General features: G+C 72.2%; 21 protein-coding genes. 17 read left to right on the top strand and 4 right to left on the bottom strand.

Features of this window, described 5'->3' with window-relative positions; genetic code table 11:
• Positions 1–16 precede the first annotated feature (16 nt).
• Complete coding sequence (dapE, locus tag BZB76_RS23175; protein WP_121436515.1) at positions 17–1,093, top strand: succinyl-diaminopimelate desuccinylase; 1,077 nt, start codon at positions 17–19, stop codon at positions 1,091–1,093.
• Entirely contained in the window at positions 1,090–1,890 is an 801-nt protein-coding gene (locus BZB76_RS23170) for an LOG family protein (RefSeq protein WP_121436514.1), read from the top strand. The genes dapE and BZB76_RS23170 overlap by 4 nt, the downstream gene beginning before the upstream one ends.
• Positions 1,891–2,042: 152 nt before the next feature.
• On the opposite strand, the gene BZB76_RS23165 is transcribed toward BZB76_RS23170, so the two are convergent.
• The gene (locus BZB76_RS23165; RefSeq protein WP_121436513.1) at positions 2,043–2,975 is read right to left on the bottom strand and encodes an NAD(P)-dependent oxidoreductase; all 933 of its coding nucleotides are present in this window, start codon (positions 2,973–2,975) and stop codon (positions 2,043–2,045) included.
• Between the two features lie 95 nt (positions 2,976–3,070).
• Between BZB76_RS23165 and BZB76_RS23160 the strand changes: the two genes are divergently transcribed.
• The 6 genes from BZB76_RS23160 to BZB76_RS23135 all read left to right on the top strand — a co-directional run bounded on the left by BZB76_RS23160 (position 3,071) and on the right by BZB76_RS23135 (position 8,744).
• Complete coding sequence (locus BZB76_RS23160) at positions 3,071–3,661, top strand: TetR/AcrR family transcriptional regulator (protein WP_121436512.1); 591 nt, start codon at positions 3,071–3,073, stop codon at positions 3,659–3,661.
• Between the two features lie 42 nt (positions 3,662–3,703).
• Positions 3,704–4,798, top strand: a complete 1,095-nt coding sequence (locus tag BZB76_RS23155) for a S1C family serine protease (protein ID WP_211343147.1) — start codon at positions 3,704–3,706, stop codon at positions 4,796–4,798.
• An 81-nt stretch (positions 4,799–4,879) separates the two neighbouring features.
• Positions 4,880–5,563, top strand: a complete 684-nt coding sequence (locus BZB76_RS23150; RefSeq protein WP_121436511.1) for a TetR/AcrR family transcriptional regulator — start codon at positions 4,880–4,882, stop codon at positions 5,561–5,563.
• Positions 5,560–6,468: an ABC transporter ATP-binding protein gene (locus BZB76_RS23145; RefSeq protein WP_121436510.1), complete on the top strand. Its 909-nt coding sequence runs from the start codon at positions 5,560–5,562 to the stop codon at positions 6,466–6,468. Before BZB76_RS23150 ends, BZB76_RS23145 begins: the two co-directional genes overlap by 4 nt.
• Positions 6,465–8,120, top strand: a complete 1,656-nt coding sequence (locus BZB76_RS23140) for an ABC transporter permease (protein WP_121436509.1) — start codon at positions 6,465–6,467, stop codon at positions 8,118–8,120. Before BZB76_RS23145 ends, BZB76_RS23140 begins: the two co-directional genes overlap by 4 nt.
• Before the next feature lie 21 nt (positions 8,121–8,141).
• Positions 8,142–8,744: an LOG family protein gene (locus tag BZB76_RS23135; protein ID WP_121436508.1), complete on the top strand. Its 603-nt coding sequence runs from the start codon at positions 8,142–8,144 to the stop codon at positions 8,742–8,744.
• 9 nt (positions 8,745–8,753) lie between these two features.
• On the opposite strand, the gene BZB76_RS23130 is transcribed toward BZB76_RS23135, so the two are convergent.
• On the bottom strand, positions 8,754–10,556 hold the full coding sequence (locus BZB76_RS23130; RefSeq protein WP_121436507.1) for a thiamine pyrophosphate-requiring protein: 1,803 nt from the start codon (positions 10,554–10,556) through the stop codon (positions 8,754–8,756).
• Positions 10,557–10,671: 115 nt separating this feature from the next.
• Between BZB76_RS23130 and BZB76_RS23125 the strand changes: the two genes are divergently transcribed.
• From BZB76_RS23125 to BZB76_RS23100, 6 genes are all read left to right on the top strand, one after another.
• Positions 10,672–11,532: an inositol monophosphatase family protein gene (locus BZB76_RS23125; protein ID WP_121436506.1), complete on the top strand. Its 861-nt coding sequence runs from the start codon at positions 10,672–10,674 to the stop codon at positions 11,530–11,532.
• A gap of 1 nt (position 11,533) precedes the next feature.
• Positions 11,534–12,430, top strand: coding sequence for a TIM barrel protein (locus tag BZB76_RS23120; RefSeq protein WP_246007131.1), 897 nt, complete (start codon positions 11,534–11,536; stop codon positions 12,428–12,430).
• Entirely contained in the window at positions 12,427–13,389 is a 963-nt protein-coding gene (iolC, locus tag BZB76_RS23115) for a 5-dehydro-2-deoxygluconokinase (protein ID WP_281273896.1), read from the top strand. The genes BZB76_RS23120 and iolC overlap by 4 nt, the downstream gene beginning before the upstream one ends.
• Positions 13,390–13,403: 14 nt before the next feature.
• Positions 13,404–14,258 (top strand): 5-deoxy-glucuronate isomerase, encoded by an 855-nt coding sequence (gene iolB, locus BZB76_RS23110; RefSeq protein ID WP_121436505.1) that lies wholly within the window; start codon positions 13,404–13,406, stop codon positions 14,256–14,258.
• Positions 14,255–16,129 (top strand): 3D-(3,5/4)-trihydroxycyclohexane-1,2-dione acylhydrolase (decyclizing), encoded by a 1,875-nt coding sequence (gene iolD, locus BZB76_RS23105; RefSeq protein WP_121436504.1) that lies wholly within the window; start codon positions 14,255–14,257, stop codon positions 16,127–16,129. The genes iolB and iolD overlap by 4 nt, the downstream gene beginning before the upstream one ends.
• Before the next feature lie 114 nt (positions 16,130–16,243).
• Complete coding sequence (locus tag BZB76_RS23100; RefSeq protein ID WP_121436503.1) at positions 16,244–17,593, top strand: alkaline phosphatase PhoX; 1,350 nt, start codon at positions 16,244–16,246, stop codon at positions 17,591–17,593.
• A gap of 22 nt (positions 17,594–17,615) precedes the next feature.
• On the opposite strand, the gene BZB76_RS23095 is transcribed toward BZB76_RS23100, so the two are convergent.
• Positions 17,616–17,981, bottom strand: coding sequence for a hypothetical protein (locus tag BZB76_RS23095; protein ID WP_121436502.1), 366 nt, complete (start codon positions 17,979–17,981; stop codon positions 17,616–17,618).
• Positions 17,982–18,051: 70 nt separating this feature from the next.
• Here BZB76_RS23095 and BZB76_RS23090 point away from each other — a divergent pair, with 70 nt between their 5' ends.
• The 3 genes from BZB76_RS23090 to BZB76_RS23080 are packed head-to-tail and all read left to right on the top strand — an operon-like array spanning position 18,052 to position 19,462.
• On the top strand, positions 18,052–18,447 hold the full coding sequence (locus BZB76_RS23090) for a hypothetical protein (protein WP_121436501.1): 396 nt from the start codon (positions 18,052–18,054) through the stop codon (positions 18,445–18,447).
• Entirely contained in the window at positions 18,444–18,872 is a 429-nt protein-coding gene (locus BZB76_RS23085; RefSeq protein WP_121436500.1) for an SRPBCC family protein, read from the top strand. Before BZB76_RS23090 ends, BZB76_RS23085 begins: the two co-directional genes overlap by 4 nt.
• A gap of 14 nt (positions 18,873–18,886) precedes the next feature.
• Positions 18,887–19,462, top strand: a complete 576-nt coding sequence (locus BZB76_RS23080) for a DNA-3-methyladenine glycosylase I (protein ID WP_121436499.1) — start codon at positions 18,887–18,889, stop codon at positions 19,460–19,462.
• 40 nt (positions 19,463–19,502) lie between these two features.
• Here BZB76_RS23080 and BZB76_RS23075 read toward each other — a convergent pair whose 3' ends face one another.
• Positions 19,503–22,091: an FtsX-like permease family protein gene (locus BZB76_RS23075; RefSeq protein WP_121436498.1), complete on the bottom strand. Its 2,589-nt coding sequence runs from the start codon at positions 22,089–22,091 to the stop codon at positions 19,503–19,505.
• Between the last annotated feature and the right edge of the window lie 2 nt (positions 22,092–22,093).

The raw sequence follows: 22,093 nt of genomic DNA, 5'->3' as shown, positions 1-22,093 counted from the left end.
ATGATAGGACTTGAGCATGGGCCTGGATCTGAACTCGGACGTGGTGGACCTCACGGCGGCCATCGTCGACATGGAGTCGGTGAGCGGCGCGGAGGAGGCCCTCGCCGACGCCGTCGAGGAGGCCCTGCGCGCGTTGCCGCACCTCACGGTGGAACGCGTCGGGAACAGCGTGGTCGCGCGCACCGACCTCGGACGGTCCGAACGGGTCGTCCTCGCCGGACATCTCGACACGGTTCCGTTGAACGGGAACCTGCCGTCGCGGGTGGTCGGCGACCGGCTCTACGGATGCGGGACGACGGACATGAAGAGCGGCGTCGCCGTCGCGCTGCGCCTGGCCGCCACCGTCCCCGAGCCGACCCGCGATCTCACGTACGTGTTCTACGACTGCGAGGAGATCGAGGCCGAGCGGAACGGGCTGCGGCGGCTCGCGGCGTCCCGTCCCGACCTGATCGCGGGCGACTTCGCGGTGCTGATGGAGCCGACCGGCGGGCTGATCGAGGGCGGCTGCCAGGGCACGTTGCGCGCCGAGGTCACGGCGACGGGGGAGCGGGCGCACAGCGCGCGGGCCTGGATGGGCTCCAACGCGATCCACACCGCCGGGCGGATCCTGGACGTGCTGCGCGCGTACGAGCCGTCCCGTCCGGTCGTGGACGGCCTGGAGTACCACGAGGGCCTGAACGCCGTGTTCATCAGCGGCGGCGTCGCGGGGAACGTCATCCCCGACGAATGCGTCGTGACCGTGAACTACCGGTTCGCTCCCGACAAGTCCGTGGAGGAGGCCGAGGCGTACGTTCGTGGAATCTTCGCCGACTTCCAGGTGACGATCACCGACCGCGCCGCCGCGGCGCGACCCGGGCTGACGCACCCGGCGGCGGCGGCGTTCGTCGCGGCGAGCGGCGCCGACGTCCGCGCGAAACTCGGCTGGACGGACGTGGCCCGCTTCGCGGAGATCGGTGTCCCCGCCGTCAACTACGGCCCCGGCGAACCCACCCTCGCGCACACGAAGGACGAACACGTCGAGATTCCTCTCATAGCCGAGTGTGAGCAACGCCTGCGCACGTGGCTGGAGGCTCCGGCTACCGTGGCCCCATGACATCGGAAGTGAACTCCCGCTCGCGCCGGCAGGGACCGGCCGTGCTGCGGGGGCGGGCCGTCCCGCAGACCACCACCGACCAACGCCTCCTCGACAGTCGCGGCCCCGCGGAGTGGGTGCACGCCGACCCGTGGCGGGTGCTGCGCATCCAGGCGGAGTTCGTCGAGGGCTTCGGCCTGCTGGCCGAGCTGCCGAAGGCCGTCAGCGTCTTCGGCAGCGCCCGGACGAAGCCGGGCACCGAGGAGTACGAACTCGCCGTCGACATCGGCGCGCGCCTCCACGACGCCGGCTACGCCGTCATCACCGGCGGCGGCCCCGGAATCATGGAGGCCGCCAACAAGGGCTGCGACGAGAACGGCGGTCTCTCCGTCGGGCTCGGTATCGAGCTGCCGTTCGAGCAGAAGCTCAACGACTACCTCGACATCGGGCTCGAGTTCCGTTACTTCTTCGTCCGGAAGACGATGTTCGTCAAGTACTCCCAGGCCTTCATCGGGCTGCCCGGTGGGTTCGGCACCCTGGACGAGCTGTTCGAGGCCGTCACCCTGGTACAGACCAAGAAGATCACCAAGTTCCCGATCGTCCTCGTGGGCACCGAGTTCTGGGGTGGTCTTCTCGACTGGATCAAGGGAACTCTCCTGGCCAAGGGCATGATCTCGCCGGAGGACCCGGATCTGCTGTACCTCACGGACGACCCCGGGGATGCCGTGCGGCACATCCTGGAAGCTCACGAGACGGCAGCCCGGGAGTATGTGGAGAAGGAGGCGCAATCGTCAACTGCAGAGGCCGCCGGAACCTGAATACCCCTGGCCACCCCTTGAACACGGAGGGGTGGCCATTCGGCCAGAGGCCCTAGAAGAACATGCTGGTTCGAGACTTTTGAGTTGAGAACTATTTATTCGCGCTCTGTACCGAGTCGTACAGGCCGAATCGAGGCCGTTCGAGCAGGAGATCAGCGGGGCTCGTGCGTTGGTCGCGGGGGTGGAGGGTGTCGGGGAGTGGTCGCCGGGGCGGCGGTTCGTGTCTCGATCGCGTGTACCACCGCCGCCATGTCCGCCTCGCCGTGGCCGAGGGCCAGGGTCTCGCGGTAGAGGGCGTGGCAGACGTCCAGGAGCGGGGACGCGATGCCGGAGTCACGGGCGGCCTCGGCGACGAGACGGTTGTTGTCGAGGACGTTCGTGATCGACGCCTGGACGGTGAAGTCGCGGGCGACGAGCTTGGCGCCCTTGGCACGGGACACGGTGCTCGCCATCGGGCCCGCGTCGAGGACGTCCCGGAGCCGCCGCTCGTCCAGACCGTGCTCGGCGGCGAAGTGGAACGCCTCCGCCAGGCCGGTCACCATCGTGATCAGGTACAGGTTGACCGCCAGCTTCATCAGTAGGGCGTTCGGGACGGGCCCGCACTCGAACGACTCGGCGCACATCGGGCCCAGCAGGGGCCGGACGACGTCCACGGCCGCCGCGTCGCCCGCGAGCAGCCCCACCAGGCGGCCCTCCTCGGCGGGCCCGCGGGACCCGGAGACCGGGGCCTCGACGTACCGGCCGCCGGCGGCGCGCACGTCGGCTTCGAGGCCACGGGAGTAGCCCGGCGAGGTCGTGCCCATGTGGACGATCACGCGCCCGGCGACGTTCGCGGCGAAGCCGGGTGAGCCGCGCTCCAGGACCGCGTCGATCGCGGGGCCGTCGGCCAGCATGAGGAACACGACACGCGTCCGGCGGCACACGTCGGCGGGACTCGCCGCGACCGCCGCCCCGGCGGCCCGCAGCGCCTCGGTCTTGGCGGTGGTGCGGTTCCAGACGACGAGGTCCGACCCGGCGCGGGCCAGGTTGAGCGCCATGGGTCCGCCCATCACACCGAGGCCGAGAAAGCCGAGGTCCGCGCCCATCGTCGCCTCCGGCAGAGCCGTCGTCCGATCTTGCGAGTTATGACAACGGTCATGATAATGAACCAGGTGAGAGATGCAATAGCCGGAGTTCGGTAATGGCGGCGGCCGAGCGGGGGCCGCGGGAGCGGATGGTGTTCAGCGCGGCGCAGCTGATCCGCCGCGACGGGGTCACCGCGACCGGGCTGCGGGACGTCGCCGAGCACGCGGGGGCGCCGCGCGGCTCCCTCCAGCACTACTTCCCGGGCGGCAAGGAACAGCTGGTGAACGAGGCCGTGGAATGGGCCGGACGGTACGCGAGCAAGCGCGTCGCCCGGTTCGTGTCCGCGATGTCCAGCCCGACGCCGGGCAGGCTGTTCGCGGCGATGGTGCGCCAGTGGACCGACGAGTTCCAGGCGAAGGGGTTCGTGACGGGGTGCCCGGTCGCGGCGGCGACGGTCGACTGCGCCGACACCGTCGAGTCGACGCGGGCCGCGTCCGCCGCCGCGTTCGCCGCGTGGCGCCGTCCGGTCGCGCGTGAGCTGGCCGCGATGGGCGTGCCGTCCCGGAAGGCCGACGCGCTCGCCACGCTGATGATCAGCTCGTTGGAGGGCGCGATCCTGCTGGCGCGGGCCGAGCGGAGCGTCCGCCCGCTCCGCACCGTCGCGCGAGAACTCGCCCCCTACCTCGACTCCTGCGTGGAGGTCTGATCCGCGGGAGGCGGGAATGAGAGCGTCGGGGGAGGTGGGAGCGTGAAGGGGAGAGCGAACAGGAACCCGACGCTCGCCGACGCGAAGGTCAGGGCGTGCGCGGTGGTGGCGGCGGGGGCGCTGGCCCTCGCGGGATGCAGTGGCGGCGACGACGACGCCGGGGGTTCGACGCAGGCGCGGACGTCCGCCCCGGTGAGCGGACCGGCGTCGGACCTTCAACAGCAGTACGAGAAGGTCGTGGACGTCGTGCTGCCCTCGGTCGTGAAGATCCAGACCGACCAGGGGGAGGGGTCGGGGGTCGTCTACGACGCCCGGGGCCATGTGGTCACCAACGCGCATGTGGTCGCCGGTGCGAACCGCATCCAGGTGGCGTCCTCCAGCGGCGGCACGCCGCTGAACGCCGACCTGGTGGGCGCGTTCGCGGCGGACGACCTGGCCGTGGTCAGGGTGGACGGCGCGTCCCTGAAGCCCGCGTCGTGGGGTGACTCCAGCAAGGCGGAGGTGGGGCAGATCGTCCTGGCGATGGGCAATCCGCTGGGCCTCGCCGGGAGCGTGACGAACGGGATCGTCTCCGCGCTGCACCGGACGGTGTCGTCGCAGGGCGAGGGCGACTTCCAGGGATCGACGATCGCCGACGCCATCCAGACCAGCGCGGCGATCAATCCGGGCAACAGCGGCGGCGCCCTGGTCACGCTGAACGGCCAGGTCATCGGCGTGCCCACCGCGGCCGCCTCGGATCCGTCGATCGGCGGTCCGGCGGCGGGCATCGGCTTCGCGACGCCGAGCAACACCGTCAAACGGATCGTGCCGCAACTCATCGCGTCCGGACGGGTGTCGGACTCCGGCCGGGCGGCGCTCGGCGTGGTGGTCCGCACGATCGTCGGCTCGCAGGGCGGGCAGCGGTCCGCGGTCGCGGTCGTGGAGGTCCAGCGGGACGGCGGCGCGGCGAAGGCGGGCATCGAGGAGGGCGACCTGATCCTGTCGGTCAACGGGACGCCCACGCCCGACCAGACGGCGTTGTCGTCGGTGCTCGCGACCCTCAAACCCGGTAACACCGCGCAGGTCGAGATCCAGAAGCCGGACGGGACGAAACGTCGCGTCCAGGTGACGCTCAGCGAACTTCCCGGGGGCCCCTGACCCGTCTGTACTCGGGCGCCTGTACAGCGGTATAGTGTACCGCTGTACAGCTTGCTGAACTGATGTACAGGCGGTGACGACATGTCGGGCGGGGAACGGGCCGAGGATCTGACCGCGAAGGATCTGACCGCCAAGGCCCGGATCAGGGACGCCGCGCTTCTGGAGTTCGCCGAACACGGGGTGAAGGGCGCGACGATCCGGGGCATCGCGAAGGCCGCCGGTGTCTCTCCCGCCCTGGTGCAGCACCACTACGGCACCAAGGAGGCGCTCCAAGAGGCGTGTGACCGGTACACCGTCGAGTCCATCCGCCGGGTCAAGGACGAGGCGTTGCGCGGTGGAATGGCCAGCCCCGGCTTCATGGCGATCGCCGTGCGGACGGCCCTGCCCGTCCAGCGCTACCTCGCCCGCGCGATGACCGACGGTTCGGACGCCGCGGCCGTGCTGTTCGACGAGATGGTCGTCTACAGCGAAGAGGTCCTGGAGACCGGCAGGCCCGGGGTGCGCAGGCCCGACACCGACGACGTGCACGCCTACGCGACCGTCCTGACCGGGATGAGCCTCGGCCTGTACGTCCTGCACCACCACATGTCCAGGGCACTGGGCGTCGACATCCTGACCGGCGAGGGCTACGCCCGGATGGCGCTTGCGCTGATCGACGTCTACGACGACCGGCTGCTGGAGCCGGAGTTGGTCGCCCAGGCGCGTGCGGGTCTGAAGCAGATGCTCGCCGCGGGCGGGCGCCCCCCGAACGAGGAGAACCGGTGACCGAGAACACGCCCCCCATCGAGATCTCCGGCCTGGTCAAGACCTTCGGCCGGACCCGTGCGCTGGACGGCCTCGACCTGACCGTCCGGCAGGGAGAGGTGCACGGCTTCCTGGGCCCGAACGGCGCGGGAAAGTCGACCACCATCAGAATCCTGCTCGGCCTGCTGCGCGCGGACGCGGGCACGGCCCGGCTGCTCGGCGGCGACCCCTGGCGGGACGCGACGGACCTGCACCGCCGTCTCGCCTACGTCCCCGGCGACGTCACGCTGTGGCCGAACCTGACCGGCGGCGAGGTCATCGACCTGCTCGGCCGGATGCGCGGCGGAACGAACCCGCGCCGCAGGGCGGAGCTGCTCGACCTGTTCGAGCTGGACCCGCGCAAGAAGGGCCGCGCCTACTCCAAGGGCAACCGGCAGAAGGTCGGGCTCGTCGCCGCGCTGGCGTCCGACGCCGAACTGCTGCTGCTGGACGAACCGACCTCCGGCCTGGACCCCCTCATGGAGGAGGTCTTCCAGGACTGCATCCGTGCGGAACGGCAGAACGGGCGGACGGTCCTGCTGTCCAGCCACATCCTGTCCGAGGTCGAGGCGCTGTGCGACCGGGTGACGATCATCCGGAACGGCGTCGCGGTGGAGTCCGGCACCCTGGACGAGCTGCGGCACCTGACCCGGACCTCCATCCACGCCGAACTCGCGGCCCCGCCGGACGGCCTCCCGCTGCCCGGCGCCCACGACGTTCGGATCGACGGCACCACCATCAGGTTCGAGGTGGACACGCCCCGGCTCGACGAGGTCCTCAAGCGGCTCACCGAGGTCGGCGTGCGGAGCCTGACGAGCCGTCCGCCGACGCTGGAGGAACTGTTCCTGCGGCACTACCAGGACGAACTCCAGGAAACCTCCCGATGAGGGGGCTCGTCGGCACCGGCGGACTGGTCCGCCTGATCCTGCGCCGCGACCGGTACCTGTTGCCTCTCTGGGTGATCGTGCTCGCGGTCGTCCCGATGGGGTTCGTCGGCGCCACCGACAGCCTCTACCCGGAGGCCGCCGACCGGCTGGAGTACGCGCGGACGACCGGGACGAACCCGACGTTCCTCGCGCTGTACGGGCCGCTGTACGACACGAGCCTCGGCGCCATCATCGCGCAGCGCTCCGGGTTCATCCCGGTCGTGATCGCGATCATCAGCGCGCTGACGGTCGTCCGGCACACCCGGACCGAGGAGGAGGCGGGCCGCCGCGAACTGCTCGGCGCCACCGTGACGGGCCGTGGCGCCGGACTGGCCGCCGCGCTCCTGGTGACGACGGCGGCGAACCTCGTGCTCGCCGCGCTGCTCACCGCCGGGCTGACCGCTCAGGGTCTGCCGCTCGCCGGGTCGCTGGCCCTGGGCCTGCAACTGGCCTCCGCCGGATGCCTCTTCGCGGCGGTCGCGGGCGTCGCCGCCCAGCTCGGCGAGGGCGCGGGCGCCGCCCGGGGCATCGCCATCGCGGCCGTCGGGGTCGCGTTCGCGGTCCGGATGGCCGCCGATGTCGGCGGGGCGGGCAACGCGCTGTCCTGGCTCGGCTGGCTGTCGCCGTTCGGCTGGACCAACCGGGTGCGCGCCTTCGGCGACGAACGCTGGTGGACGTTGGCGCTGGTGGTGGCCCTCGTCGCCGTCCTGGTGAGCGCCGCCGGGGCCCTGTCGGCACGCCGCGACGTCGGCGCCGGAATCCTGCCGCCGCGGCTCGGGTCGCCCGCGGCGCCGGAGTGGCTGTCGGGGACGTTCGGTCTCGGCTGGCGGTTGCAGAGCCGTCCCCTGTACGGGTGGCTCGCCGGGTTCGCCGCGCTCGGCGTCGTCTACGGAGCCCTCGGAAACGGCGTCGAGGACATGGTGGCCGACAACCCCGAACTCAAGGAGATCTTCACGAAGATGGGTGCCGAGCGTAGCTCGTCGATTGAAGGTGGTGGGCGGGGGCTGGAGGACGGTGGGCAGTCGGCGATCATCGACGCCTACTTCGCGTCGGTGATGAGCACGGTCGGCCTGATCGTCGCGGCCTACGCGGTGTCGGCGGCGCTGCGGCTGCGCACCGAGGAGGCCGCGCAGCGCGCCGAGCCGCTGCTCGCCACGGCGACCGGACGGCTGCGGTGGGCGTCCAGTCACGGCGTGTTCGCCGCGCTCGGATCCGCCGCCGCGCTGGCCGTCACCGGCGCCGCCGCCGGGCTGACGCACGGCCTGAACAGCGGCGACGTGGGCGGGGAACTGCCCCGGGTGTTCGGCGCGGCGATGGCGCAGCTGCCCGCCGTGTGGCTGGTCGGCGCGATCGCGCTCGCGCTGTTCGGGCTGGCGCCCCGGTTCACCGCGGGCGGCGCCTGGGCGGCGGTCGGCCTGTTCGCGCTGATCACGATGTTCGGGCCGAGCCTCGACATGTCATCGTGGGCGCTGGACGTCTCGCCGTTCACCCACGTCCCGAAGATCGGGCAGGACTTCGCCGTCCTGCCGCTGCTCTGGCTGGCCGCCATCGCCGCCGCGCTCACCGCCCTCGGCATGGCGGGCTTCCGTCGCAGAGACCTGTCGGCCCACTGAGCGACCCGTAGGATTGGGCCGGTGAAAACCGCCGAGCCCTTTGCCGTCTGCGTCTTCTGCTCCTCCAGCGGGACGATCGACCGCCGGTACGTCGACCTCGCGGCCGAGGCCGGTGCCGAACTCGCCCGGCGCGGGCACAGTCTCGTCAGCGGCGGCGCCAAGGTGTCGTGCATGGGCGCCGTCGCACGCGCCGCGCGGGCGGGCGGCGCCCGCACCGTCGGCGTCATCCCCGAGGCCCTCGTCAGCGTGGAGATCGCCGACGAGGACAACGACGAGCTGGTCGTCACCGGCGACATGCGGGAACGCAAGGGCGAGATGGACCGCCGCAGCGACGCGTTCCTCATCCTGCCGGGCGGCATCGGCACGCTGGAGGAACTGTTCGAGGTGTGGACGGCCCGGGTCCTCGCCATGCACCGCAAACCCATCGTGATCCTCGATCCGACCGGCGTCTACGACCCGCTGCGGGAGCTGATGCGGGGCCTCACCGAGCAGGGCTTCGCCCGCGCGGGGATCTGGGACGCCATCGGCTGGTCGACGTCCGTCCCGGAGGCGTTCGATCTGCTGGAACGCTCCCAGCCCCGCATCGACTTCTCCCCGGAGGACTACGCCGAGGCGGAGCTGTGAGCGGCCCGGTCAGTGCTTGCGGCCGGGCATGTTCTCGTACATCTCGGTGAGCTTCTGCCGGAAGCCGCGGGCGGCGATGCCGAGCCTCTGCGGGTCTTTGAGGGTCGCCTTGAGGGACTTCTTGGCCTGGTCCGACATGATGTGCGGCGGGATCGGGGCGATCTCACTGTCCACCACGAACTCCAGCACGACCGGACGGTCGCTTGACAGGGCCTCCTGCCAGGCCGCGGTGACCCGCTCCGGCTCGTCGCAGTAGACGCCCCTCAACCCGCACATCTCCGCGAACTCGGCGTACGGGAAGTCGGGGATGGACTGCGAGCCCTCGTACTTCGGGTCGCCGCCCATCGCGCGCTGCTCCCAGGTGACCTGGTTGAGGTCCTGGTTGTTGAACACGCAGAAGATCAGCGGCGGGCCGCCCGCCATACGTTCGGCGTACCGCTTGACGGTGAGCATCTCGTTCATGCCGTTCATCTGGAACGCGCCGTCGCCGACGAAGCAGATCACCGGGCGGTCCGGGTAGGCGAACCGCGCGGCGATCGCGTACGGGACGCCGGGTCCCATGGTGGCGAGCGTCCCCGACAGCGACGCCCGCATACCGTCGCGGAGTTTGAGATGGCGGGCCCACCAGTTGGTGGCCGACCCGGAGTCGGCGGTGAGGATGGCGCCGTCCGGGAGCAGCGGCGACAGCTCGTGCGCCACGGCCTGCGGGTTGATCTTGCCGTCGAAGCTCTGCCCGGCGCGCTTCTCCATCACGCTGTTCCAGGCCCGGACGTTCTCCTCGATCTCCTCCCGCCACGCTCGGTCCTTCTTGCGCCGCAGCATCGGGAGCAGCTCCCTGAGGGTCTCCTTGGCGTCGCCGACGACATGGGCGTCCATCGGATACCGGATGCCGATCATGCGTCCGTCGATGTCGATCTCGACGCCGCGGCAGCTGCCCTCGTCCGGGAGCCACTCGGCGTACGGAAAGCTGGTGCCGATCATGAACAGGGTGTCGCAGTTCATGATCATCTCATCGCTGGCCTTGGAGCCGAGCAGCCCGATGGGCCCGGTCACGAACGGCAGCGTGTCGGGCACGACCTCCCGTCCGAGCAGGGCCTTGGCGATGCCCGCGCCGAGCAGGTCCGCCGCCTCGACCAGTTCGGTCCGCGCGTTCGCCGCGCCCTGCCCGACGAGCATCGCGACCCGCTGCCCCTCGTTGAGGATGTCGGCGGCCTTGCGCAGCTCCTCCCGGTTCGGCAGGACGCGCGGGCGGCTCCAGCCGACGCTGGAGTACACCGCGCCGTGCTCCTTCGGCGGCGACGGCTCCGCGGCCGCCTCCTGGACGTCCTCCGGAATGATGATGGTCGCGACGCCGCGTGCGGTCAGTGCGGTCTTGAACGCCCGGTCGATGACATGCCGGACCTGCCCGGGGTGCATGCAGATCTGGCAGTACTCGGACACGTCGGAGAACAGGTTCTCCAGCGCGACCTCCTGCTGGTAGTGGGAACCCTGCGCGAGCCGCTTCTGCTGCCCGATGATCGCGACCACGGGCTGGTGGTCCAGCTTCGCGTCGTACAGGCCGTTCAGCAGATGGATCGCGCCCGGTCCGGACGTCGCCACGCAGCAGCCCACCTCGCCGGTGAACTTGGCGTGCCCGACGGCCATGAACGCGGCCATCTCCTCGTGCCGGGTCTGGATGAACTCCGGCTTCCCCTCGGCCCGGTCGAACGCGCCGAGCATCCCGTTGATGCCGTCCCCGGGATAGCCGAAGACCCGCTCCACGCCCCACTCGGTCAGCCGCCGAAGGACGTAGTCGGCCACCTGTCGTGCCATCGCTGCCTCCTCGGTCGTAGGTCGTCCCCTGCCCGTGCCGGGAGACGTGTAACGCGGGCGCTCGGATACGGTCGAGACGAGCGCGCCCGATTTCGCCACCACTCGAAGGAGACGAATGAACGTCGACGTGCCCGCCTCCCGGAAGCTCGCCGAGATCGCCGAACTCGCGGCCCGCGCCCCCGGCGGGCGGTTGCGCGAGGCGTTCCGCTCCCGCCCCAAGGTCGATGAGAAGAAGGACCGCCACGACCCGGTCACCGAGCACGACCGCGCGGCGGAGGAGACGATCCGGAACGTGCTCGCCGAGCACTCCCCGGGCAGCGTCGTCGTCGGTGAGGAGGGCGGGACGCGCGGCGGCTCGGCCGACTCCGACGACGGGATCCGCTGGTACGTGGACCCCATCGACGGGACCGCGAACTTCGCGGTCGGCCTGCCGTTCTTCTGCGTGTCCGTCGCCGCCGTCGCGGGCGGCGAGCTGGTCGCGGGCGCCGTGTACGACCCGGTCCGTGAGGACATGTTCCTCGCCTCGCTGGACGGCGCCACCTGCAACGGCGAGCCGCTCCGCAGCCGTGGCGCGACCCATGACGCGACGGCCGTGGTCGCCACGTCCTACCCCAGCGTCCGTGACCTGCGCGTCGGCGACCGGGACGAGGTGCTGCGGCGGTACGGCCTGATGACCGACGCGTTCGCCCACGTCCGCAAACCGGGCAGCGCCGCGCTCACCCTCGCGCACGTCGCGGCGGGCTGGACGGACGTCGCCTACGACGCGTCCATCAACGCCTGGGACGTCGCGGCCGCGCTGCTGCTGGTCCGGCAGGCGGGCGGGACGTACCTGCCCCTCGGCGGACGGCCCGGCGGCGACGACTGGGACGCCCCCGGATATCTGGCGTGCGTCGGTGGGTTCGACCTGGCCGGTTCGGTCATGATCGAGGTCGCGGACCTTCGCGGCGACGAGGTGGGGGCGGCCACCGTTCGATGAGGTGGGAGGCGAGTCGGTGAACAAGGACCGGGTGGCGGGCGCGCCGATCTCGTGGGGGGTGTGCGAGGTGCCCGGCTGGGGGCACCAGCTGGCCCCCGGACGGGTGCTCGCGGAGATGCAAGACCTCGGGCTGGCCGCCACGGAGTTCGGCCCGGACGGCTTCCTGCCTCGGCACGCCGCCGGGCGCGCCGCCGTGCTGGACGAGTACGGGCTCCGTCCGGTCGGCGGGTTCGCGCCGCTCGTGCTGCACGATCCGGAGTGCGACCCGCTTCCCGAGGCGCGGATGGTTCTGTCCGGATTCGCCATGGAACGCGGCAACAGTGCGTTGACGCTGGTGTTGGCCGCCGTGCACGGCCGCGACGGCTACGACGGGCGACCACCGCTCGACGCCGCGGGCTGGACGGCGCTTCTCACCAACCTCGACCGGATCGCCGCGCTCGCCGCCGAGTCCGGCGTCCGGGCGGTGCTGCACCCCCATGTCGGCACGATGGTGGAGACGTCCACCGAGGTGGAGCGTGTCCTCGACGGGTCCGCGATCCCGCTGTGCCTGGACACCGGCCACCTGCTCATCGGTGGCGCCGACCCCGTCGAACTGGCCGCGCGCGCCGCCACGCGTATCGCGCACGTCCACCTCAAGGACGTGGACGCCGCCCTCGCCGACGACGTCCAGACGGGCCGGACGACCTACACCGACGCCGTCCGCACCGGCATCTACCGGCCGCTCGGCGCGGGCGACATCGACATCCCCGGCATCATCGGCTCCTTGGAGGACGCCGGGTACGACGGCTGGTACGTCCTGGAGCAGGACACCGTCATCGACCACGAACCCGCCCCTGGAGCAGGCCCGGTGACGGACGTGCGCGCCTGCGTCGACTACCTCGCCGGGATCGCCTCGTGACCGGCGGCGCGGACCCCTTCGATGTCATCACCATGGGCCGCGTCGGCGTCGACCTGTACCCGCTCCAGTCCGGCGTCCGGCTGGACGAGGTGGACACGTTCGGCAAGTTCCTCGGCGGCAGCCCCACCAACGTCGCGGTCGCCGCCGCCCGGCACGGCCGCCGCTCCGCCGTGATCACCCGCACCGGCGCCGACCCGTTCGGCCGGTTCGTCCGCCGCGCGCTCGCCGAGTACGGGGTGGACGCCCGGTTCGTCGCGGACGTCCCCGACCTCCCGACGCCCGTGACGTTCTGCGAGCTGTTCCCGCCGGACGACTTCCCGCTGTACTTCTACCGGCAGCCAAAGGCCCCCGACCTGGAGATCAAGGTCGAGGAGCTGGAGCGGCCCGCGATCGAGACGGCCCGCGTGCTGTGGACGACCATGACCGGGCTGTGCGCCGAACCGTCCAGGGCCGCGACGCTCGCCGCGCTGTCCTGGCGGCGCCGCGCCGAGGTCACCGTCGTCGACCTCGACCACCGGCCCATGTTCTGGGAGTCCGCGGCGCAGGCGCGGCGCGCGGCGGGCGAGGCGCTCGAACACGCCACGGTCGCGGTAGGCAACACCACCGAATGCGAGGTCGCGGTCGGTGAGAGCGACCCGATGCGGGCCGCGCGGGCGCTCCTCGACCGGGGCGTCCGGCTCGCCGTCGTCAAACGCGGCCCGGACGGGGTCCTCGCCGTCGACTCCGGCGGCGAGACGGTGGAGTCGCCGCCCGTCCCGGTCGAGGTCGTCAACGGGCTCGGCGCGGGCGACGCGTTCGGCGGGGCGCTGTGCCACGGCCTGCTGTCCGGCTGGAGCCTGCCGCGTGTCATGGCGTTCGCGAACGCGGCGGGCGCGATCGTCGCGTCCCGCCTCGCGTGCGCGGCGGCCATGCCGGACGGCGACGAGGTCGAGACGCTGATGGGCGAGACCGCCCCCTGAACAGTGGAGGGCCTGTGAACAAGAACCTGCACCTGCCCGCGGGAACCGCCGGTGAGGGCCCGTACGACCTGGTCGTGACGCCCGAGTCGGCCGGATGGGGGTACGCGGCGCTCCGCGTCCTGGAGTTGCCGGACGGCGGCGCGCACGAGTTCGACACGGGCGAGTTCGAGACGATCGTGCTGCCCTTGGCCGGGTCGTGTGCGGTCGAATGCGACGGGACGACGTTCGAACTGGAAGGCCGGGACAGCGTCTTCAGCCGGGTCGGCGACTTCGCGTACGTCCCACGTGACGCGCGGGTGACGGTCCGGGGCAGGGGCCGGTTCGCGCTGGCCGGGGCCCGCTGCGCGACGCGGCTGGAACCGCGTTACGGCCCGGCCGGGAACGTCCCCGTGGAGCTGCGCGGCGCCGGGCCGGCGAGCCGCCAGGTCAACAACTTCGGCACGCCCGAGGCGTTCCCCTTCGCCGAGAAGCTGATCGCGTGCGAGGTGCTGACACCGGGCGGTTGCTGGTCGTCGTTCCCGCCGCACAAGCACGACGAGGACCGGCCCGGCGAGTCGGTGCTGGAGGAGATCTACTACTTCGAGGTCGCGGGCGAGACCGGGATGGGCTACCAGCGCGTCTACGGCGGGCCCGACGTGCTGGCCGAGGTCCGCACGGGCGACGTGGTGCTGGTTCCGAGCGGCTGGCACGGGCCGTCGATGGCGGTGCCCGGACACGACCTGTACTACCTGAACGTGATGGCCGGACCGGGAGCGGAGCGGGCCTGGCGGATCTGTGACGACCCGGCGCACGCCTGGATCCGCGACACCTGGCAGGAGCAGGCGGTCGATCCGCGGCTGCCGCTGACCTCGGCGGAGGGACGAACATGAGGCTCACGGTCGGGCAGGCCGTCGTCCGTTTCCTCGCGGCGCAGCACAGCGAGCGGGACGGCCACGAACGCCGCTTCTTCGCGGGCTGCTTCGGCATCTTCGGGCACGGCAACGTCGCCGGGATCGGCCAGGCGCTGCTGGAGAACGCGCTGCTGGAGAACAACGACGTCCCGTACTACATGGCGCGTAACGAGCAGGCGATGGTGCACACCGCCGCCGGATACGCGCGGATGAACGACCGGACCGCCACGTTCGCCTGCACCACGTCCATCGGGCCGGGCGCGACGAACATGGTGACGGGCGCGGCGCTGGCCACGATCAACCGGCTGCCCGTGCTGCTCCTGCCGGGCGACATCTTCGCGACCCGCGTCGCCAACCCGGTGCTGCAGGAACTGGAGGACGCCCGCTCCTACGACGTGTCGGTCAACGACTGCTTCAAGCCCGTCTCGAAGTACTGGGACCGCGTCAACCGGCCTGAACAGTTGCCGGACGCGCTGCTCGCCGCGATGCGGGTGCTGACCGACCCGGCCGAGACCGGCGCGGTCACCCTCGCCCTCCCGCAGGACGTGCAGGCCGAGGCGTACGACTGGCCGGAGGAGCTGTTCGCCCGCCGGGTGTGGCGGATCCCTCGTCCGGTGCCCGAGCCCGCCGCGCTGGAGGAGGCGGCCGCCGTCCTGCTGGCGGCGGAACGACCGCTGGTCGTGGCGGGCGGCGGCGTCATCTACTCCGGCGCCACCGACGTGTTGCGGACGTTCGCCGAACGCACGGGCATCCCTGTCGCGGAGACGCAGGCCGGGAAGGGCGCCCTGCCCTGGGACCACGAACGCGCGGTCGGCGCGATCGGCGCCACCGGCACGACCGCCGCCAACGCGCTGGCCCGCCGCGCCGACGTCGTCGTCGGCGTCGGGACCCGGTACAGCGACTTCACGACCGCGTCCCGCAGCCTGTTCGCCGCCCCGAACGTCCGGTTCGTGAACATCAATGTCGCCCGTCCCGACGCGGTCAAACTCGGCGGGACGGCCGTCGTCGCCGACGCCCGGGAGGCCCTCAGCGGTCTCGACAAGGCCCTCGGCGGCCACACCGTCGCCCGCGCCTACCAGGACGAGGCCAGGGCGCTGATGGCCAGATGGAACACCGTCGTCGACGACGCGTACCGGCCCCGCGCCGGGGCGAAGACCGGAACACCGCCCACCCAGTCGGAGATCATCGGGATCGTCAACGCGGCGGCCGGACCCCGGGACGTGGTGGTCTGCGCCGCCGGTTCCATGCCGGGCGACCTGCACAAACTGTGGCGGACCCGCGATCCGAAGGGCTACCACGTCGAGTACGGCTACTCGTGCATGGGCTACGAGATCGCGGGCGGGCTCGGCGTGAAGATGGCCGCGCCCGACCGCGAGGTGTTCGTCCTGGTCGGGGACGGCTCGTACCTGATGATGGCGCAGGAGCTGGTCACGGCCGTCGCCGAAGGGATCAAGCTGGTCGTCGTCCTCGTTCAGAACCACGGGTTCGCCTCGATCGGGAACCTGTCGGAATCGGTCGGCGCGGCCCGGTTCGGCACCCGGTACCGGGCCCGCACCGCCACCGGGCTCGACGGCGACACGCTCCCGGTCGACCTCGCCGCGAACGCCGCCAGCCTCGGCGCGGACGTGCTCCGCGCGAACGACACCGACGGTTTCCGCGAGGCGCTCCGCACGGCGGTCGCCTCGTCCCGGACGACGGTCGTGCACGTCGAGACCGACCCGCTCGCCCCCGCGCCGGACAGCGGCGCGTGGTGGGACGTCCCCGTCGCCGAGACGTCGACACGCGACGACACCCGGCGTGCCCGCGCACGCTACGAAACGGAAAAAACCACACAGCGTCGCCATCTCTGACATGTCCGAAACAAGATTGTCCTGGGGGTTCGCCGCACCGCCGGTGCCGGTTCACCGCCGGTTCAAGGGCGGCGACCAGGCTCCCGCGTGATCCCACCACGTGAAGGAGTCCCCATGACCGTGACCCGTCGCGGAGTTGTCAAGGGCGGCGCGGCCGGCGCGCTGTCGATCGCCCTCGCCGGAAGCCTGGACGGAATCTTCCAGACCTCCGCGGGCGCCGACACCGGTGAGGCGTACGGCTACGGCCCGCTGATCCCCGACCCCAAGGGCGTCCTGGACCTGCCCAAGGGCTTCTCGTACAAGACGCTGTCGGTGGAGGGCGACCCCATCTCCGACGGCGTCGTCGTCCCCGGCGCCCACGACGGGACCGCGACGTTCCCCGCGAGCCGTCCCGGAAAGGGCAACGGCAAGGCCAGTGGCAGGCGCGGCAACACCCTGCTGGTGCGCAACCACGAGCAGGGCAACGGCGGCACGCGCGCCGTCGCGCCGCCCGAGCTGACCTACGACCCGGCGGCCTACGGCGGCACCACCACCCTGGAGGTCGACCGCCACGGGAACCTGGTGTCGCAGTACGTCAGCCTCGCCGGGACGGCCGTGAACTGCGCGGGCGGCCGCACTCCCTGGGGAACCTGGCTGACCTGCGAGGAGACCGAGGGCATCGGCGGGGAGACCAAGAGCCACGGCTGGGTCTTCGAGGTCGACCCGTACGGCAGGGACACCAAGCCCGTCCCGCTGACCGGCCTCGGCCGGTTCTCGCACGAGGCCGTCGCCGTCGACCCGCACACCAACATCGCCTACCTGACCGAGGACGCGTCCAAGCCGTTCGGGCTGTTCTACCGGTTCCGTCCCCGCGAACACCGCGGCGGCTACCACTCCTACCTGGCGGGCGGGCGGCTGGAGGCGCTGAACGTGCGGGACGTCCCCGACCTGTCGCTCGTCACCGAGCCCGGGACCCGGCTGCACGCCCGCTGGGTGGCCGTCCCCGACCCGGCGGCGAAGCAGACGTCCATCCGCAAGCAGTTCGACAAGATCACCAGGAGTCAGAAGCTCGAAGGCGCCTGGTGGGGTCACGGCAAGGCGTACTTCGTGGCCAGCTTCGCCGAGAAGAAGGCCGGCTCCGCCGGGGAGCACGCCGGACAGGTCTGGACCTACGACCCGCGCCGCAACGAGATCGAACTCCAGCTCATCTTCAAGCCGGGCGGCCGTTACGACGGCCCGGACAACATCACCGTGTCCCCCTACGGTGGCGGCGTGATCCTCGCCGAGGACGGCGACGGCGAGCAGTACCTCGTCGGCACGACCCGCGAGAACAAGCCGTTCGCGATGGCCCGCAACGCCCTCAACGGCAGCGAGTTCACCGGCGTCACGTTCTCTCCGGACGGCAGGATCCTGTTCGCCAACCGGCAGTCCGACCCGGGCGCCACGTTCGCGATCACCGGCCCCTGGGAGCGCCTGCGCGGCTAGTCACCGTCCAGGCGAGAGCGGGTCAGGCGAGACCGCGCCGGGCCAGCGCCGGCGGGCGGACGCCCTGGATGGACGCCACCATGTCCAACACCTGGCGCACCCCGTCCGCCTGCGCCTCCGGCACGCGGAACAGCGTCACGCCGAGCCACGCGTAGACGGACGCCGCGGCGAGCAGCCCAGGATCGGGCTCCCGCGCGTCCGTCTCCAGCGTGACGAGCACCGCCCTGCCCGCCGCCCTGCCCGCCGCCCTGCCCGCCATCGTGCCCGCCATCGTGCTCGCGGAAATGAGCGCCTCGACCCGGCTCACCGGCGGCGCCGTTCCCGCGTCGACGACACCGTCCGGCACGGGCGCGTCCGGGGAGAGCACCCCTCGCTGTTGCAACCCCATACGGCAAAGCGTGGCACGATCTGGGTGCGGGAATCGTCCTTCACAGGGACGGACGAAGGCAGATCGGAGCGTGATCGTGGTCGTCGTGGTGCTCGTCCTGGCCGGCGTGGCCGTGCTGGGCGCCGTGGTCGTCCTCGCCATGGGCAGGGGCGGGGAACTCGCCGACACCCATCCCGACTTCCCGCGGCTCCCGCTCGGGACCGGCGAGCGTCCCATCACGGGCCCGGACGTGCTGCGCATGCGGTTTCCGCGCACGTTCTGGGGTTACCAGCCGCAGACCATGGACGAGGCCCTGCGCCGGGTCGCCGACGCGCTGTCCGAGCGCGACGCCCGCGTGGCCGTCCTCGAACAGCAGCTCTACGACCTGCGGCACGGCGCGGGCTCGGTCGGCGCCCTGCACGGCCTGGACGACCCGGCCGGGAACGGCGCCGCCTCACTCCGCAAGGACGAGGAGGAACGTCCGTGAGCCGTGTCGCCGTCCACGCGGAGGCGGTGTCCGCCGCGCCGCCCGACCGGCTCTTCGACGTCCTGACCGACTGGCCGAGGCACGCCGAGTGGATGCCGTTCACCAGCGCGGAGGGCGGCCGTGACGTCGGCGAGGAACTGCGGGCGTGGACGGGCGTCGGCCCGGTCGGGTTCCTCGACACCATGCTGATCACCGACTGGCGGCCGGGGAGCCGGGTCGCCGTCCGGCACACGGGCCGTGTGGTGCGCGGCGAGGCGTGGTTCAGGGTCGTCCCCGAGGGGTCCGGCAGCCGCGTCGTGTGGGCCGAGCGCGTCGACCTTCCGTTCGGGCCGCTCGGCCGCGCCGGGTGGCTCGTCGTCGGCCCGGTCGCGAAGGCGTTCATGCGTCTCGGGCTGCGCCGCCTCGCCGCCCTGTCGGAGGCGTGAGGTAGAACGGGCGGGTGAGCACCGCGATTCCGGGTGAGGACGGTCTGACCCGCTGTCCCTGGGGCCTGTCGGCGCCCGACTATGTCGCCTACCACGACGACGAGTGGGGACGTCCCGTCCGCGACGACCTGGGCCTGTACGAGAAGCTCTGCCTGGAGGCGTTCCAGTCCGGGCTGTCGTGGCTGACGATCCTCCGTAAACGCGAGGGGTTCCGCGCCGCGTTCGCCGGGTTCGACCCGGAGAAGGTCGCCGCGTTCGGCCCCGGCGACGTCGAGCGGCTGATGGGCGACGCCTCGATCGTCCGCAACCGCGCCAAGATCGAGGCGACGATCGCCAACGCCCGTGCCGCGCTCGACCTGCCGGGCGGCCTCGCCGCGACCGCCTGGCGCTACGCCGACCCCGACGCCCCGGTGTACGCCTCCATGGCCGAGATGCCCGCCTACACCGACGGCTCGACGGCCCTGGCCAAGGAGCTGAAGAAGCACGGTTTCCGTTTCGTCGGCCCCACCACCGCCTACGCCCTGATGCAGGCGTGCGGCCTCGTCGACGACCACCTTGAGGGCTGCTTCCGCCGCGGCGCCTACCGGTAGGCGCCGCGACGGAAGCGGCACGGAAGCGGGCAGGGCGGGGTCACTCGGCCTTGGCGGCCTCCAGGACGGGCACGCCCGCGGCGCGCCGGGCCGGGAGCGCGGACGTCCCGAGCGTGACGATCGCAGCCCCCGCGATGACCACGGGGAACAGCCACCAGGGCGGGTTCGGCGCCAGGAACGAGCTGCCGGTGGCGACGTGCATCAGGACGCCGGTGCCGAGGGCGGTGCCGAGCCCGAGGAGCGTCCCGAGCAGCACGACGGTCGCGGCCTCCCAGCGGATGACCGAGCGGATCTGCGCGGCGGTGGCGCCGACGGCGCCGAGCAGGCCGAACTCGCGGGTCCGTTCCGCGACGCTCATCGACACCGTCGTCGCCATGCCGAACAGCGCCAGCACGAGCGCCATCCCGATGAACCCGTAGATCACCTGGACGCCGCTGGTCATCCCCTTCGCCGCCGTCCTGATGTACGCGGACTCGTCGAGCACCTTCGCGCCCGGCACGTCCGCGACCGCGCGGGCCAGCGCGTCCTTCGTGCCGCCGCGGACGAGGACGGCCTTCGTGCCCGCGCCCGGGTCCAGGTTCTCCATGGTGGCCGTGGACACCAGCGCCTGGTCGGCGAAGAGGTGGGACGGGTCGTGGTAGGCCCCGGCCACGGTCAGCGTGACCTTGCCGCGGGTGCCGCGGACCACGATCCGCTGCCCCTTCTTCAGCTCGTTCGCCTCCATCACCGTCGAGGTGACGCCGATCTCCCCGGGACGCAGCGGCCGCAGGTTCCCGCCGAGGTCGAGGACGGACGGCAACGTCGCCGGATCGGCGCCCGTCACCTCGAGGAACACCGGTTCGGCCGGCTCTCCGGGGTCCAGCGGCTTCGGCGGCGGCGACACCAGCCGGGCCGACGTGCCGGTCAGCGCCATCGCGTGGGACACACCGGGCGCGGCGGCGGCCTTGGCGACGGTGTCGCGGGGCAGCGGCGCCTGGCCGGACGCCGTCTTGTCCGTCGCGGCGATCGCGTGCTCGGCCAGCATCACCTGCTTGCCCGTCGTGTCGAAGCGGTCGTTCACCGACAGGACGAGCATGGCCGTCGCGGAGACGAGCGCGACGCCGAGCATGAGGGAGGACGCGGCCGACGACACGCGGCGCGGGCTGCGGGTGATGGTGGCGCGGGCGAGCCGTCCCGCCTCACCGCTCACCGCCGTGCCGATCCGTCCGACCAGGCCGCCGAGCGGGCCGACGAAGAACGGGGCGAGGACGGCGAGGCCCGCCACCGCCGTCATGGACCCCATGAGGATCACCACGCTGGCGCCGATGGTGCGTTCCATGCCCGGCGGCTCCTCGTACCTGATCGCGAACACCGTGCCGTACAACATGCCCGCGAGCGCGAACACGGCGAGCGCGCCGAGGATCCGGGGCCAGCGGCGGCCCACCGACTCGTTGCTCGCCGCGCGCAGCGCCTGCAAGGGCGCGATCCGGGACGCCTTGCGGGCCGCGCGCCACGCGGCGAGCTGGGTGACGAGGATTCCTGCGGCGGCGGGCAGCGACAGCGCGAGCCAGCCGAAGTCGGCGTCGGCGCCGGAGATGTCGAAGCCGTCCTTGGCGAACAGGTCGGTGAGCACGCCCGCCACCGGGTAACCGACCACGACGCCGCCGAGGGACGCGACCACGCCGAGCGCGAGGGCCTCCAGCCGGATCAGCCGCCTGATCTGGCGCGGGGTCGCGCCGATCGCGCTGAGCAATGCGAGCCGCCGGGTCCGCTGCCGCACCAGGGTGCCGAAGGTGTTGGCGACGACGAACAGGCCCACGAACACCGAGATGGACGACACCATGCCCAGCGCGCCGCCGACCGAGACGCTCGCGGAGTCCAGGGTGGCCGACTGCGCGTTCCGCACCGTGGCGGCCGACCGGACGGTGACGTCCTCGCCGCGCAGGTCGCGCCTCAACCCGTCGCGCAGTTGCGTCGCCGTGACGCCGGGAGCGGCCTTGACCCACACGCCGTGCCAGGTTCCGGGCGGCAGCGCCGCCGCCTGCCGGACCGTCTCCGGCGGCGCCAGCAGCAGGTCGCCGCTCGCCACGGCGCCGCGTCCCTGCACGGTGACGATCCCGACGATCTTCAGATCGCGGGTCTGCCGTGGCAGCGTCGTCCGCAGCCGGTCGCCGGCGCCGAGCTTCCCGGCGCGGGCGACGTGCCGGGTGACGGCGACCTCGCCGTCGGCGGCGGGCGCCCGCCCGTCCTCCAGGTGGTACGGGTTGAGCCGGGGCTCGGCGGTCCAGGGCCGCAGCATGGTGCCGGCCCCGGCCGGAGGCAGGATGATCTTGCCGGTGGCGCCGGTGGCGGTCACCGGGACCGAGGCGTCCCCGGCCACCGCCGCGACGCCCGGCCGTCCGGCGACCAGGTCGATCGGCACCCGTCCGTCCGGGACGTCGTAGACGTCGCCGGGGTCGGTCGTGCCGCCCAGCACGAGCACGTCCGCGCGGGCGTACTCGCTGGCGTCGGTGCCCGTCACCGCGTTCTGCGCCCGGAACGTGAACTGCAACGCCCCGGCCATCAACCCGATCGCGAACATCGCCGCCAGCAGCGTGGCGGTGAGCTGCTTCCAGCCGCCGGTGAACGAGCGGCGCGCGATGAGCCACATTT

The organism is Actinomadura pelletieri DSM 43383 (assembly GCF_003634705.1).
Taxonomy (GTDB): Bacteria; Actinomycetota; Actinomycetes; order Streptosporangiales; family Streptosporangiaceae; genus Spirillospora; species Spirillospora pelletieri.
This window is presented reverse-complemented; position numbering and strand designations above follow the sequence as displayed.

Excerpts from the sequence above, each read along its gene's own strand:
- dapE (WP_121436515.1), top strand. The coding sequence starts at position 17 with ATGGGCCTGGATCTGAACTCGGACGTGGTGGACCTCACGGCGGCCATC.
- BZB76_RS23170 (WP_121436514.1), top strand. The coding sequence starts at position 1,090 with ATGACATCGGAAGTGAACTCCCGCTCGCGCCGGCAGGGACCGGCCGTG.
- BZB76_RS23165 (WP_121436513.1), bottom strand. The coding sequence starts at position 2,975 with ATGGGCGCGGACCTCGGCTTTCTCGGCCTCGGTGTGATGGGCGGACCC.
- BZB76_RS23160 (WP_121436512.1), top strand. The coding sequence starts at position 3,071 with ATGGCGGCGGCCGAGCGGGGGCCGCGGGAGCGGATGGTGTTCAGCGCG.
- BZB76_RS23150 (WP_121436511.1), top strand. The coding sequence starts at position 4,880 with ATGTCGGGCGGGGAACGGGCCGAGGATCTGACCGCGAAGGATCTGACC.
- BZB76_RS23140 (WP_121436509.1), top strand. The coding sequence starts at position 6,465 with ATGAGGGGGCTCGTCGGCACCGGCGGACTGGTCCGCCTGATCCTGCGC.
- BZB76_RS23130 (WP_121436507.1), bottom strand. The coding sequence starts at position 10,556 with ATGGCACGACAGGTGGCCGACTACGTCCTTCGGCGGCTGACCGAGTGG.
- BZB76_RS23125 (WP_121436506.1), top strand. The coding sequence starts at position 10,672 with ATGAACGTCGACGTGCCCGCCTCCCGGAAGCTCGCCGAGATCGCCGAA.
- iolD (WP_121436504.1), top strand. The coding sequence starts at position 14,255 with ATGAGGCTCACGGTCGGGCAGGCCGTCGTCCGTTTCCTCGCGGCGCAG.
- BZB76_RS23100 (WP_121436503.1), top strand. The coding sequence starts at position 16,244 with ATGACCGTGACCCGTCGCGGAGTTGTCAAGGGCGGCGCGGCCGGCGCG.
- BZB76_RS23095 (WP_121436502.1), bottom strand. The coding sequence starts at position 17,981 with ATGGGGTTGCAACAGCGAGGGGTGCTCTCCCCGGACGCGCCCGTGCCG.
- BZB76_RS23075 (WP_121436498.1), bottom strand. The coding sequence starts at position 22,091 with ATGTGGCTCATCGCGCGCCGCTCGTTCACCGGCGGCTGGAAGCAGCTC.